The sequence below is a fragment of the Rhodococcus sp. MS13 genome, assembly GCF_013277835.1.
Classification (GTDB): Bacteria; Actinomycetota; Actinomycetes; order Mycobacteriales; family Mycobacteriaceae; genus Rhodococcus_F; species Rhodococcus_F erythropolis.
On the sequence record NZ_VBTL01000003.1, the window covers coordinates 483,007 to 496,833 of the forward strand.

At 62.7% G+C, this 13,827-nt stretch carries 13 protein-coding genes; 8 read left to right on the forward strand and 5 right to left on the reverse strand.

The genetic code is table 11. The features are described from left to right. Nucleotides 1-247: 247 nt before the first annotated feature. From FEZ59_RS07970 to FEZ59_RS07985, 4 genes are all read left to right on the forward strand, one after another. Entirely contained in the window at nt 248-802 is a 555-nt protein-coding gene (locus FEZ59_RS07970; protein WP_019746588.1) for a Fur family transcriptional regulator, read from the forward strand. 31 nt (nt 803-833) lie between these two features. Further along, the gene (locus tag FEZ59_RS07975) at nt 834-2,285 is read left to right on the forward strand and encodes a catalase (RefSeq protein ID WP_019746589.1); all 1,452 of its coding nucleotides are present in this window, start codon (nt 834-836) and stop codon (nt 2,283-2,285) included. Nucleotides 2,286-2,553: 268 nt separating this feature from the next. Further along, entirely contained in the window at nt 2,554-3,240 is a 687-nt protein-coding gene (locus FEZ59_RS07980) for an HAD family hydrolase (protein WP_172932513.1), read from the forward strand. Between the two features lie 6 nt (nt 3,241-3,246). Further along, nucleotides 3,247-4,236: an LLM class F420-dependent oxidoreductase gene (locus FEZ59_RS07985; protein WP_020723628.1), complete on the forward strand. Its 990-nt coding sequence runs from the start codon at nt 3,247-3,249 to the stop codon at nt 4,234-4,236. Here the strand turns inward: FEZ59_RS07985 and FEZ59_RS07990 are convergent. Together FEZ59_RS07990 and FEZ59_RS07995 are read right to left on the reverse strand one after the other, a co-directional pair. Continuing rightward, entirely contained in the window at nt 4,133-5,512 is a 1,380-nt protein-coding gene (locus tag FEZ59_RS07990) for a HAMP domain-containing sensor histidine kinase (RefSeq protein ID WP_172932514.1), read from the reverse strand. The two genes, FEZ59_RS07985 and FEZ59_RS07990, sit on opposite strands and share 104 nt — an antisense overlap. Beyond that, nucleotides 5,509-6,213, reverse strand: a complete 705-nt coding sequence (locus tag FEZ59_RS07995; protein ID WP_003943475.1) for a response regulator transcription factor — start codon at nt 6,211-6,213, stop codon at nt 5,509-5,511. Before FEZ59_RS07995 ends, FEZ59_RS07990 begins: the two co-directional genes overlap by 4 nt. Nucleotides 6,214-6,380: 167 nt before the next feature. Here FEZ59_RS07995 and FEZ59_RS08000 point away from each other — a divergent pair, with 167 nt between their 5' ends. From FEZ59_RS08000 to FEZ59_RS08010, 3 genes are all read left to right on the forward strand, one after another. Further along, nucleotides 6,381-6,845, forward strand: coding sequence for a hypothetical protein (locus tag FEZ59_RS08000; RefSeq protein ID WP_019746594.1), 465 nt, complete (start codon nt 6,381-6,383; stop codon nt 6,843-6,845). Nucleotides 6,846-7,065: 220 nt separating this feature from the next. Then, nucleotides 7,066-7,869 carry a metal-dependent hydrolase gene (locus FEZ59_RS08005; protein ID WP_007732353.1) on the forward strand — a complete coding sequence of 268 codons (804 nt, stop codon included), beginning with the start codon at nt 7,066-7,068 and terminating at the stop codon, nt 7,867-7,869. A 96-nt stretch (nt 7,870-7,965) separates the two neighbouring features. Further along, the gene (locus tag FEZ59_RS08010; protein ID WP_172932515.1) at nt 7,966-9,732 is read left to right on the forward strand and encodes a cholesterol oxidase substrate-binding domain-containing protein; all 1,767 of its coding nucleotides are present in this window, start codon (nt 7,966-7,968) and stop codon (nt 9,730-9,732) included. A 5-nt stretch (nt 9,733-9,737) separates the two neighbouring features. Here FEZ59_RS08010 and FEZ59_RS08015 read toward each other — a convergent pair whose 3' ends face one another. Both FEZ59_RS08015 and FEZ59_RS08020 read right to left on the reverse strand, forming a co-directional pair. Further along, nucleotides 9,738-10,406, reverse strand: coding sequence for a hypothetical protein (locus tag FEZ59_RS08015; RefSeq protein WP_166501712.1), 669 nt, complete (start codon nt 10,404-10,406; stop codon nt 9,738-9,740). 95 nt (nt 10,407-10,501) lie between these two features. After that, nucleotides 10,502-12,115 carry a DHA2 family efflux MFS transporter permease subunit gene (locus FEZ59_RS08020; protein WP_172932516.1) on the reverse strand — a complete coding sequence of 538 codons (1,614 nt, stop codon included), beginning with the start codon at nt 12,113-12,115 and terminating at the stop codon, nt 10,502-10,504. A gap of 119 nt (nt 12,116-12,234) precedes the next feature. On the opposite strand from FEZ59_RS08020, the gene FEZ59_RS08025 reads away from it, so the two are divergent. Continuing rightward, nucleotides 12,235-12,711 (forward strand): MarR family transcriptional regulator, encoded by a 477-nt coding sequence (locus tag FEZ59_RS08025; RefSeq protein ID WP_172932517.1) that lies wholly within the window; start codon nt 12,235-12,237, stop codon nt 12,709-12,711. 56 nt (nt 12,712-12,767) lie between these two features. Here FEZ59_RS08025 and FEZ59_RS08030 read toward each other — a convergent pair whose 3' ends face one another. Then, complete coding sequence (locus tag FEZ59_RS08030; protein ID WP_172932518.1) at nt 12,768-13,799, reverse strand: iron-siderophore ABC transporter substrate-binding protein; 1,032 nt, start codon at nt 13,797-13,799, stop codon at nt 12,768-12,770. Nucleotides 13,800-13,827: the final 28 nt, after the last annotated feature.

A 13,827-nucleotide genomic window follows, 5' to 3' on the forward strand; every position in this document is an offset into this window, starting at 1 on the left:
CAGTGATTGGGCGGCCTTGCTCGTGTTGTGTAAAAAGTTAGGTGTCGACGTCCCACAGGCGCCTCTCGGCGGGTGGTCGCTCGCAGCGACAAAAGGGGTGGGGCCCGGGGCTTGTTCGGACGCCGACAGGGTGTTCAACGGTGGTCGCCCCGCATTTGTTCCCGTCCCGGATATGTGACGCCGGTCTCGATTCAACTTAGGCAATCCTTTTCTTGACTAATTCCAGAAAAGCGGCATACTGGGAAACATGCGAGACGGAGAGCATGACTTCGACCCCCGAGCGCAACTTCGCGCCGTCGGGTTGAGGATCACTGCTCCGCGCCTCGCCGTGCTGGATGCGGTTACAGCCCAACCGCATTCAGACGCCGATTCTGTTGCAGCACTCGTGCGGCAGCAGCTCGGATCGGTATCCACACAGGCCGTTTACGACGTGCTCAAGGCATGCGTGAACGCAGGATTGCTGCGACGCATCGAGCCGGCGGGTTCACCCGCACGGTTCGAGACGAGAACTGGTGACAACCACCATCACCTCGTCTGTCGCGGCTGCGGCAAGGTCGTCGACGTCGATTGTGTTGTCGGCCAAGCTCCCTGCCTCGAACCTTCCGATAATCACGGCTTCGAAATCGACGAAGCCGAGGTCGTGTTCTGGGGCCGTTGCGAAGATTGCCTGAAGAATTCTGCCGAATCCGACACCGCGTCGGACACGGTCTCGCAGAATCGAATTGATGCGTCCAGAACCTCCGAGCCAGCCCCTTCGCATGCAGCCCATGCGTTCGGCTCGGATGCAGCCCCGCTCCTCTGACGCCCAGCCCACAACGCTAGGAGGCTTCGCCATGACCAAGCCCACCACCAACAATTTCGGTATCGCGGTCGCAAGTGATGACGAATCGCTGACCGCGGGTATTCAGGGGCCGGTGCTCCTTCACGACCACTACCTGATCGAGAAGCTCGCGCAGTTCAACCGCGAGCGTGTCCCGGAGCGCATCGTCCACGCCAAGGGCGGCGGCGCTTTCGGTGAACTCGTCATCACACACGACGTCAGCAAGTACACGAAGGCCGCGTTCCTGCAGCCGGGTAAGAAGACCGAGTCGCTCGTCCGCTTCTCCACCGTCGCCGGTGAGCAGGGCAGCCCGGACACCTGGCGCGATCCGCGCGGTTTCGCGATGAAGTTCTACACCGAAGAGGGAAACTACGACCTCGTCGGCAACAACACCCCGGTGTTCTTCATCAAGGACGCCATCAAGTTCCCCGACTTCATCCGTTCGCAGAAGCGACTGCCAGGCTCCGGTCTTCGTGACCACGACATGCAGTGGGACTTCTGGACTCTGCGTCCCGAAACGGCTCACCAGGTGACCTGGTTGATGGGTGACCGCGGTATCCCGAAGACCTGGCGCAACATGGACGGCTTCGGATCGCACACCTATCAGTGGGTCAACGCTGCGGGCGAACGCTTCTGGGTGAAGTACCACTTCAAGACCGATCAGGGCATCGAGTTCCTGACGCAGGCAGAAGCAGACAGCCTCGCCGGTAGCGATCCCGACTACCACCGCGCGGATCTGTACAACGCCATCGAGGCCGGTAATTTCCCGAGCTGGACCCTCAAGGTTCAGATCATGCCGGTCGACGAGGCCGAAGGCTACCGCTTCAACCCGTTCGACCTCACCAAGGTCTGGTCCCAGAAGGACTACCCGCTGATCGAGGTCGGCAAGTGGACGCTGAACCGTAACCCGGAGAACTTCTTCGCGCAGATCGAGCAGGCATCCTTCGAGCCGTCGAACGTGGTGCCCGGCATCGGATTCAGCCCGGACAAGATGCTTCTGGGCCGCGTCTTCTCCTACGCCGACGCACATCGTTACCGCATCGGCACCAACTACGCCGACCTGCCGGTCAACGCCCCGAAGAACGAGGTGAACTCCTACTCCAAGGAGGGCGCCATGCGGTACAGCTTCAATTCCCCGTCGACGCCGGTGTACGCACCCAACTCGTACGGCGGACCTCACGCCGATCCGTCTGTTGCCGGTGACGAAGGCCTGTGGTCGTTCGACGGCAAGGCAGTGCGCGCCGGATACATCGAGCACGCCGAGGACGGCGACTTCACGCAGGCCGGAACGCTGGTCCGTGAAGTTCTCGACGACGCAGCTCGTGAGCGCCTGGTGAGCAACATCGTCGGCCACGCCCTTGCCGGCGTCAGCGAAGAAGTTCTACTGCGTGTCTTCGAGTACTGGAAGAACGTCGACGCAGATTTGGGCAAGCGCGTCGAAGAAGGTGTACGCGCAGGTCAGTGACCCGCTGACATGAGCATCGCCTAGGTTTACCGAATGCGGACCGCTGCAAGGGAAATCACTTCCCGGCAGCGGTCCGTTTTTGTCTGCCCAACTACAGCAGTGCGAACCAGTAGACGAAGCATGCGAGAAGGAACACAACCACTGACTCCATGACGACACCCCTGTTCGACGTGCACTTCTGCTGTTCGCACTCTCCATGATCCGCTTCTCGAGCGGGGAATGCTCGGGCACAAGTTTCGCGAACGGAAGTGTTGGGCAGTCAATTCCCATGGCAGCAGGTGCAGTTCTCTTCGACATCGACGGAACGCTCGTCGATTCCAACTATCTGCATGTAGAAGCGTGGTCGCGAGCCTTCTTCGAGGTGGGTCGCCCGGTTGACGCGTGGCGGGTGCACCGCTGCATCGGCATGGACGGAGACCAACTACTGGAGACGTTGCTCGGCGAAGACATCGACGGGTGCGGGCCACGGGCCAAGGAACTTCACACCAAGTACTACCGGCAGTCGGCTGACCGTCTCCGAGTACTGCCGGGAGCGCGAGAGTTGATCCGCCGAGTTCACTCGCTCGGACTGCACGTCGTGCTCGCTACCTCGGCGCCCGACGACGAACTGGAGTTGTTGCGCCAGACGCTCGACATCGACGAAATGATCTACGCCGCCACCTCTTCGGAATCCGTCGACGAGGCCAAGCCTGATCCGGACCTGATCGAAATCGCGCTCGCGAAGGCAGGTGTCGACGCGGGCGATGCGGTCATGGTCGGAGACGCCGTCTGGGACATGAAGGCGGCGACATCGGCAGGCGTTGTGGCTGTGGGAGTGCGCAGCGGCGGCATGTCGACCGACGAACTCGACGGCGCGGGTGCGGCGGAGGTGTACGACGACGCCCGCGACCTTCTCGACCACCTCGACGGCAGTGTGATTTCCGAACTCGTTTCAGGCCAAGATACCGGGAGTTGATCAGTGATGGCACGATTCGGCTATACCTTGATGACCGAACAGGCCGGCCCGAAAGAACTGGTCCGCCATGCAGTTCGGGCCGAAGAAGTCGGCTTCGACTTCGAAGTGATGAGTGATCATTACTCGCCGTGGCTGACCGAGCAGGGGCATGCGCCTTACGCCTGGTCGGTGCTGGGAGCAGTTGCCCATGCCACCGAGCGAGTCGGGTTGATGACGTATGTGACTTGTCCGACCGTCAGGTACCACCCTGCCGTGGTCGCGCAGAAAGCCGCGACGATCCAGATCCTCGCGGACGGGCGCTTCACACTGGGATTGGGAAGTGGCGAGAGCCTGAACGAGCATGTGGTCGGCGAGGGGTGGCCGTCCGTCGACACCCGGCACGACATGCTGCAGGAGGCAGTGAGCATCATTCGTGCACTGCTTGCCGGGGATCTGGTGAGCTGGAAGGGGGAGTACTTCGACGTTCAGTCCGCGCGGATCTGGGATCTCCCGGAGAACCCGGTTCCCCTGGCGCTGGCCATGTCCGGCGACAAGTCCGTCGAGCGTTTCGGTCCGATGGCCGATGACCTGATTGCCGTGCAACCGGATTCGGATCTGGTGCACCAGTGGAAGCATGTTCACGGCCGGGCGTACGGGTTGGCTCCAGCAGGCCGGACCATCGGTCAGATTCCGATCTCGTGGGATCCTGATCGCGACACGGCGATCGCTCGCGCTCATCAGCAGTTCCGGTGGTTCGGTGGAGGGTGGTCTGTGAACTCCGAACTACCCACACCGGCGAGTTTCGCAGGTGCGACTCAGTTCGTGCGCAAAGAGGATGTGGCGGAAAGTATTCCGTGTGGCCCTGATCTCGATGTCATCGTGGAGGCAGTCAAGGCGTACACGGATGCCGGGTTCACCGATGTGGCGCTGGTACAGATCGGTGGAGATACCCAAGACCGATTCTTCGACGAGGCAGCCAAGCCGCTGCTCGAGGCTCTGCATGTCGAATTGGGTTGATCGAGAATATCAATCGAGTTCCGCCTAGTGGGCTCGCGTCGAGTCGCGCGCTACCGCCGTGCAGTCGCGCCTGCTGCGCGACGAGGGCCAACCCCAAACCGCTTCCGGCGTCGCCGGCGCCGGTACCACGAACAAATCGTTCGAACATCGCTTCGCGTTCCGACGGCTCGATCACGGTGCCGTTGTCGTCGACGAATACCGTCGCCGAACCGGTGGCAGCCCCTGATCGGACGGTGATCTCGACTTCGTCGGCATTGCCGTGCCGAACGGAGTTGGTGACGGCGTTGGTCAACACCAGACGGATGCCCGCGGGAAAGGCCTGAACCGAAAGTTCTTCCGGTGCTTTCAAACGAACGTCGACCTGAGGGTGCAGACGGCCGGCGTCAGCGACGGCGCGATCGGCAACCTCCACGAGATCGACGTCGGCACAATCCTCCGGATCGGCCACTTCACCCAGGGCGAGCGTCTCGAGATCGGTCAGGGTGCGCTCGATCTGGCGCTGCGCCTCCAACAACTCGCTGGACAGTTCGCGGCGTTGGCTTTCCGTGAGATCCAGTGTTGCGAGAACTTCGAGATCGGTACGCATCGACGTGAGAGGTGTGCGTAGTTCGTGGGCGGAGACGCGAGCGAAATCGCGTGCCGACTCCAACGCCTCTTCGGTGCGGCTTCTATCGGTTTCGATGCGACTGAGCATGCTGTGGATTGCCTCCGACAGTTCTTCGGCTTCGCGCGTTCCACGAACCGACGGTGCCCGGCGCGAGAGTCCTTCGACGTCGAGGTTGTTGCCGATCGAACTGGTGGTCTCGGTCAATTGCTGTAGAGGCCGGACGGCTCGGCCTGTGAGGAACCAGCCGAGCCCGGCCGCGGCAAGGATGGCGACCACTGCCGCAGCGGCCACTTGGAACTGCTGCTCACGGATTGCCTGGGTCAGTGGGTCTTCGGGGATGCTGACGGCCAGTGCGGCGCCGCTGTCGCCGGGCACGAGAACATCCCGACTGCGAACATCGGTGGTAGCCAAGGCGCTGACGGTCGTGGCGTTGAATCCAGGGCTGACCACGAATGGTTCTGTGGTTGCAGTTGGTGTTTCGATGAATAGGGGGCTCGGCGCACTCGCTGCGACGCCCAGGGTGACGGAATCGAGAGTGCGTTCGAGTTGTTCGGATCCGTTGACGCGCAGGAAGACCGCGAACGCAATTCCGATCGCGGCAATCACGATTCCGGCGGCCAGGCCCGACGCGATGGCTACCCGGGTCTGAAGTGACAGCGGCCGCTTCATCGTTCGGCCCTCAGGACGAAGCCCACTCCGCGCACCGTGTGGATCACGCGGGGCGCCCCGTCGACTTCGAGTTTCTTGCGTAGGTAGGTGACGAAGACGTCGACGACATTGGTGTCGGCAGCGAAGTCGTAACCCCAGACGAGTCGCAGGAGTTGTGCGCGACTGAGTACGACACCGGCATGCTCGGCGAGTACCGACAACAGGTCGAATTCTCTTTTGGTGAGTTCGATTCGCCTACCGTCGATGTGTGCTCGATGGCCACGGAGATCGACCGTCAGCGGTCCCACCGTGATCGGATGGTCGACCGACGGAGTGGCTCGCGTCGTGCGTCGTAGCAATGCGCGCAGTCTGGCGACGAGCTCGGCCAATTCGAAGGGCTTGGTGAGGTAGTCGTCGGCGCCCGCCTCCAGCCCCGCGATGCGGTCACCCACGGAACTTCGGGCGCTGAGTACGCAGATCGGAACCTCGTTGCCGATCGCGCGCAGGGCGGTTACCACTCCGACGCCGTCGAGGCCGGGCATGTTGACGTCGAGAACGAGTGCGGCCGGGCATTGCTTGTTCACCGATGACAAAGCCGATCGTCCGTCGACGGCAGTTGCCGTGTCGAAGCCCGACAATCGGAGTCCACGTTCGAGCGAATTCAGAACCTTCGCGTCGTCGTCAACGATCAGGATGCGCTCGCGTGTACTCACTCCAGCCATGGTGCCATCGGATTGCGACCTGGGGCCTCGCTCGGAGCGAGGGCCGCCGCATTCTCATCAACTCCTAAGAAACCGACAACAGATCTGCAGTGTTGGCTTCATAACCTCGGGTTTCTCGGATGCGACCGCGCCGAGAATTCGAGAACGTTCGATCAAGGAGAACAACGATGACGCGATTGAAAGTGAACGGCAAGCGGGCCAGCCGGACCGGTGTGGTGGTGGCGTCGGTGGCGGTCCTCGGTATGGCCGTGGCGCCGGGAATCGCCTGGGCTTCCAACCCGATTTCCGACGGGTCGCCGGTGGCGGTGCGATCGATCGCGACCGCTCCGTCAGAGGCGGGTGTGGCACCGGAAGTAGCGTGTGGTGCCGCGACGCCGATTTCCGACGAGGAACTGCAGAAGCTCATCGACGAGGGCAAGGTTGTGCGCGCCGAGGAGGCGGGTACAGCCGCAATCACGATCGAAGTCCCTGGCGACGCCGCGACATTCATTGCGCGTGAAGGGGTGCCGGCGTTGCCGACCGTCGAATGGGCTCCGGCGATCGAGGGTGTTCCGGCAGAGGTGCTCAACATGGCAGGCGTCGCTCCGCTGGAGGAAGGCGTTGCCCTGTCATGCGCGGTTGCTGCGGGCTGACGAGCGAAAAAAGCTCCGCATGAACCGCTTTGACCTGGAACGGTACGGCCGTACTCAACTGGGGCCGGAGGTTGGTCAACCCTGTCGGTAGCACTTGCTACGTTCGGGGCGGTCTCGGCGAGCATGCCGAGACCGTCGCCGACGGCGTCATGTGTGTGGTGTCTTGCAGAGGGTGCGGTACGGCCTGATGCGGGGCGCGTTTCGAAAGGTGTTGTGTTTCATGGTCATGGGCCCCACCCACGCGATGTCCGGTGCTGCTGTGGGGTTGGTGGTTGCAGAGTTGTTGCCTCTCGATTGGGGAGGGCCCACATCCACCGCTGAAACCTTGACCTTTGCCGGTGTGTGCGCGGGAGCCGCCTTGCTTCCCGACCTCGATACCGGTCAGTCGACGGTTTCCCGATCATTCGGTCCGCTCAGCAAAGCGCTGGCCAAAGGTATCGACGCAATTTCGGTGACCTTCTACCGCATCACCAAAGGCAAGAAGGACGGCAAGCGTCGTGGTGGGCATCGGACGCTCACGCACACCGCGCTGTTTGCCGCCGGTCTTGGGGCCGGGGTCTCGGCGCTGGTTGTTCAGTTCGGGAAGCCCGCCATCATCATCACGCTGTTCTTCTGCCTCGGGCTGGCGATCCGAGGATTGGCGGGTGAATTGGCCAAGGAGAAGGGTTGGCTCGCCGTCTCCGCCGTTGCGTTGGTGCTCTCGGCCCTCACCTGGCAGTGGTATCCGAGTGAGGCCGGATCCACCGGGCTAGGTGTTGCAGTGGCACTGGGCTGCGCCACACACTGTCTCGGCGATGCGATCACCAAGGAAGGGGTGCCGTTTCTCGCGCCCCTGATTCCGCTCGGCGGCAAGCGGTGGTGGGAACAACGGCTGCCGTCATTTCTGTCCATCCGCGCAGGTGGGAACCTCGAGAAGATTCTGATCGGGCCGGCGCTGACGGTCCTGACTGCCTGGTTGATCATCAGTGCTTTCGACGGCGCCCCGGAAGCGATCTACGCCGTCTTCGCTCCGATGGTGCAGTGAGCATCTAAATCTTTTATTACGGAACCACTGGCATCGTAATCATATTTGTTCTACGTTCGTCCCTGACATGAACCGAGTCGGCTGACGGAGTGAGCAGTGGTGCATCAAGCAGAGCGCAAGGCGGAGCACAGCTCGAGAGAAAACGGTGTGAGCCGGCGCGGATTTCTCGCAGCGAGTGTCGGCGCAGCTGCTCTCGCGGGTATTTCCTGGGCACCGGCGGGAGCTGTTCCCTGGGGCTCGGCATCGACCATCGCGCCACCGCCCGGATTTCCGTCGGACATTCCGTTGTCACAGCAGGCATACGCGAACTGGTCGCGAGAAATCATGCTCGAGAGTGTGTGGACGGCGACGGCACGTCATAGCGACGACGTCGTCACCCTCGCCAACTGGGCGTTCGACAACGGGTACACAGTGCGTGCGAAGGGAACGATGCACGGGTGGAGTCCGTTGACGGTGGTGCCCGGCGCGCCTTCGGATCGAGTTCTGCTGGTCGATACGATGGCGAACTTGAATTCGGTTGTGGTGCAGCACGGCACGCCCGCAACAGTCACGGCGGGCGCCGGCGCCAGTATCGAAGCGATTCTGACAGCGCTCGAGCGCGAGGGGCTCGGCTGGGCCAACGCTCCGGCGATCGGTGAGCTGTCCATCGCCGGCGCGCTGGCGATCGGCGCTCACGGGGCAACCTATCCGGCGGTGGGGGAGACGATCACGCCTGGTCAATCGTATGGTTCGCTGAGCAATCTGATCACCGAGATCACGGTGGTGGCGTGGGACGAAGGCCGCAATCGATACGGGCTGAAGACTTTTCACCGATCAGATGACGAGATCACGGCTTTCCTGACTCACCTGGGCCGAACCTTCGTCACCTCCGTGACGCTGCAAGCCGGGGAGAATTATCGGCTGCGGTGCCGGAGTTTCACCGACATTCCGTGGCAAGAACTCTTTGCTGCTCCCGGTTCGCCAGGGCGTACCTACGAGAGTTTTGTCGAGAAATCCGGACGGGTGGAGGCGATCTGGTTCCCGTTCACGCAAACACCGTGGCTCAAGGTCTGGACGCCGACCCCGGTCAAACCACCGGAGTCCCGAGAGGTGAGCGGGCCGTACAACTACTTCTTCTCCGACGCGATTCCCGAAGAAGTCACCACCCCGTTGGGGATGGTGGCGCAGGGCCTTCAAGCTGCGACACCGCTGTTCGGCGCCTCTCAGTTCGGAGCTGTAGCAGCAGGATTGGCGCTGACCGACACCGACGATCTGTGGGGTTGGTCAAAAGATGTTCTGTTCTACCTGCGGCACACGACGTTGCGCGTAGTAGCGGGCGGCGGCGCGGTGATCACCAAGCGGTCCAACATCGGCCGAGTCGTCCACGAGATGACGAGTTGGTTGAACGAGCGAATGACGCACTACGCGTCGCTGGGGCAGTATCCCGTCAACATGCCGTTCGAAGTGCGTCTCTGTGGTGTCGATGACAGTGGCGAAGTCCTTGTCGACAGCGCCGGCGTGCCGGATCTGTCAGCGGTGCGGCCCCGGGCGGATCGTCAGGACTGGGATACGGCGATCTGGATGAACGTGGTCTCGATTCCCGGCACCGCGGGATTGCCCGCGTTCCTTCGCGAGATGGAACGGTGGATGGTCGCGAACTACTCCGGCGATTACGCGACTTTCCGTCCGGAGTGGTCCAAGGGATGGGCATTCACCGATCAAGCTGCGTACCAGGACGACGAATTCCTCACCAGCACAGTGCCTGCCACCTTCCGTGCCGGTGGCGACGGGAACTGGGACTTCGCTCTCGCCACTCTGGACGAACACGACCCGCACCGCGTATTCAGCAATACGTTCCTCGACCGCGTCTTGCCACCCAGCTGAATCTCCTACTGCGGTAGTGGTTTGCGCCAACATACGTCGGAGATGCGGATGCGCTGATTGTTGTCACCGTTCCAGTCGACGCTCAGTCCCTGGGCTCGGAGTGCGTCGGCTACCTGGCGCCCGACGGTCTGATCGGTGTGCGCGATCATCTGTGCCTTGGCGGTTTCGTCGCCGCCGAACGCGGCGGAGACCAGCGCGGGATCGAGATCGTGGGCCGGACGAAACGCACTGTAGGACAAGTAGAGATCGGACGGCTCGTCGCCGAGACGCTCCGCATCTTGCATGTGGAAGAACGTGTACGCCCACTGAGCAAAGGGATACCCGTTCTCGTCCGGTTCGGACGACGTGCGTTCGTCGTCGATTTCGGTAGTGCCGCACTGCATGCAGCAGGTGAAGTTCATGCGGGCCACGATGCCGTTGCGCTCGAGTTCTGCGAAGGCGGCGGATACGCGCTCGAAGTCGCCGGGACCCGCCCACTGGGTCTGCTCCCCGAGCCTTCGGTCCCAGACCTCACGCACTACTGCGTCGATCTGTCTGCCGAGTTCATCGTTCTCGAAACCGCCCTCGACACAGTCTCGGGCGGCTTCGCAGATTGCGTCGAACGTCGCGAAACCGGGGACTACCAATTCGCGTGCTTGCTCACGGACGGCCACGATGTCGGCCGCGCTGAGCACCGTTGCAGGCTGACGTGACCGTGCTGACCGACGTGACTGTGCTGACCGTGACCAGGGCAATCGCATACCGGCACCGTACTGCACCGATCCGGCCGTCAGGCGTCGGCTGCTGCCTTTGTTTCCTCCTCGGTCGACGGGGCAGGCTTGTTCGGGATGAGCGCGGTGGCGATCAGGCCGACCACGACAAATCCGGCCGCAAGGTATCCGCCGAGTGTGATCCCGTGAGTCATTGCAGACTGTGCAGCGTCGGCGACGAAAGCGGTGCTCGGTGACCCGGCCAGCGAGTCGATGGCGGCGCCCGCGCTGTCGGTGACAGCACGCGTCAACTGATCAGCCTGAGCTTGGTCGACACCGGATTCGGTGAGGTCGTTGTTCAGCGTGGAATTGAGAGTGCTGAAGAAGACCGTGGTGAGGACAGCGATGCCCAGTGCGGATCCGAGTTGGCGGAACGCACTCTGAATGCCGGAGCCTTGACCGGCGCTCTGCTCGGGAATCTCCTCGAGCACGACGTTGGTCACCTGCGCAGTCGCAAAACCGACACCGATGCCGTAGAAGAAGAGCACTGCGGCGATAGTCCACCAGGGGCTGTCTGTCGCCGCGATGAATCCGAGACCGGCGAGACCGAGCGCTTCGAGGGCCAAACCGATACGGACCAAGCCCAACGGCGAGACCTTCGACGCCATTCCGAAGCTCGCACCACTGGCGACGAAGCTGCCGATGGCAATGGGAACCAGCGCGAGCCCTGCCTGGAGTGCGCTGTACCCGAGCGTGAACTGAAGCCAGAGAGGAAGCACCGCAACGATTCCGAACTCACCGAGTCCGATGATCAGCGTCGCGATGTTGCCATTGCGGAACGACGAGATGGAGAACAGTCGTACGTCCATCAGCGCCCGCGACGGATCGTCGCTGCGGGTGAGCATGGTTTGGCGGTAGGCGAACGCACCGAGCGACAGAACGGCGAGAACCAATGCCACCAGAACCGGCGACGGTCCGCTGGACCATGACAGGCCGAACAGATCGAAGGGTTCCTTCGTCGTCAGCCACCCATACGTACGTCCCTCGACGAGGCCGAAGGCGAGCAGGCCCAGGCCGGCGATGGACAGTGCCGCTCCGGTGGCGTCGATGCGTCCAGCGGTGCGGGGTGAGGGCGCGATGAACAGCACTGCGCCGATCAGAATGAGCGCAGCAAGCGGAATATTGATGCCGAATGCCCAACGCCATGAGGCATGTTCGGCAAGCCAGCCGCCGAGTAGTGGGCCGAGGGCGGAGGCAGCACCGATGGTGGAACCCCAGACTGCGAAGGCCTGGCCGCGGGCTTTGCCGGTGAACATCGCGTTCAGAAGCGACAGTGAGGTGGGCAGGATCATGGCCGCGCCGGCGCCCTGCAGGAATCGCGCCAGGATGAGCAGGCCGCCGTTCGGTGCCAGTCCGGCCAGCAGGCTCGTTGCGCCGAACACGACGACACCGGCGATGAAGATGCGACGGGCGCCGACCAGGTCCGCAACTCTGCCGACCAGTAGCAGGAGCGCCGCGAACACGATTGCGTAGGACTCTTGGATCCATTGAGCCTGAACGGCGTTGATCCCGAGATCTTCGATGATCGAGGGAACTATGACGTTGACGATGGTGGTGTCGACGACGATCAGTGCCACGCCGAGTGCGATGGCGATCAGGCCCAACCACTTGCGAGTGGTGGGTGAGATGTTCACGAATAAACCTCCATTGTGAAGTAACTTCACAGTGAAGGTATATTTGAGGCGGTAAGTTGTCAACGTGCGCGCTGGGCTCGACCGGCCGCCGTCTGGCACAGGAAAGGTGGGATCACGGGGTGGAAGCACCGCGCGACATCTCCGTGGAGCGGGAGCGGCTGATGGACGAATTCCGCGCGTACGGTGGGACGTTCACCGAATTCAGTCATCGATTCGCGTCGTGGCTCGGCCTGCATTCCACCGACGCGACTGCCTTGATGGAAATCACAGCTGCCGAGGAGAAGGGGGCGCCGCTCTCGCCCGCCCGCCTCGGAGAGCGGGTCTCGCTGACGTCGGGCGCAACCACCGCGTTGCTCAACCGCCTGGAGAAGGCGGGACATATCGTCCGGACCCGTGAGAATGCAGACCGTCGCGTGGTCACGCTGCACAGCAGTGCGCATGTGCAGGACCTCGCGGACGAGTTCTTCGGCCCACTTGCCGTGCGACTCGACGCCATGATGGAGAAATACCCGCCCGAACTGCTCAGCCGATTCGAGGAATTTCTCGTCGACCTGCACTCGACGATGAACGAACACCTCGAGCAGGACAACCGCTGAACAAAAAAGCCGCCCGACTCCGGAGAGTCGGGCGGCTTTTTTTGTGTCGGTGACGGCTACTTGCTGAGCTTGGCCTGCAGGTCGTCGAGAACCAGGCCTGCGCCTGTCGGGCCGAGGCCCAGGAACCAGGTCTCGTCACTCACCTCGGTGGCGCGGCCTTCCTTGACTGCGTCCATGCTTGCCCACAGCGGACCGGCGACAACGGTGGTCTGACCGGTGTCTGCGGGATTTCCGTAGCTGGAGTAGAAGATTCGGTCACCCTCTGCCTCGGTGATCGTTTCCGGGCTGACCTCGACGGCCAACTCGTTGATGTCCTGGATCGCCGGGCGTGGCAGGCCGACGTCCTTCAAGATGACGCCGATGAACGACAGGTTGCCGTACAGGCGCAGCTTCCCGGACATGAAGCGAACCAGCGAGATAGTCGGCGAACCGTCGATCGACTCACGGACCTGATCCGCGTGCGTCTGGTAGTCGTTGAGAACCTGCTCGGCCTTGGCCTCTTCACCGAGTGCGTCACCGGCAAGGAGGAAGTTCTCCTTCCACGGGAAGCCGGGGCGGATGCTGAAGACTGTCGGAGCGATTGCCGAGAGTTGCGGGTAAAGCTTGTCCTGGCGCAGCTTGCTGCCGAGGATCAGATCGGGCTGCAGTGCGGTGATCGCCTCGAGGTTGAGGTTGTTGGTCGTGCCGACATCGGGGACACCGACCAATTTGTCAGCCAGGTACGACGGCTGACCGGCGGCACTTTCCGGGCTGGCGATGCCGACCGGGGTGATCCCGAGCGAGAGGACCTCGTCGAGTTCGCCGCTGTCGAGGACGACGACACGGGTCGGCTTGGCCTCGAGGGTGGTCTCGCCCAGAGCATGGGTGATGGTGCGTGGGAACTCGCCGGGCGCAGCATCGCTGCCGAGCTTCGCGGTTTCCGTGTCGGCGGTGCTGAACAGCTTGCCGCCGGTTGCGACATCGGTGTTGCCGTTTGCGTTGCCGCCGGCGTCGGAAGAACCGCAGGCCGTAGCGGCAAAAACAGTCGCCAGGGCAACCATGGCGACCCGGACCGACGTGCGGCTCCGGAGAGTGGTGCGTGAATGCATTAGGCTACCCTACCTTCCGGCTATCGGG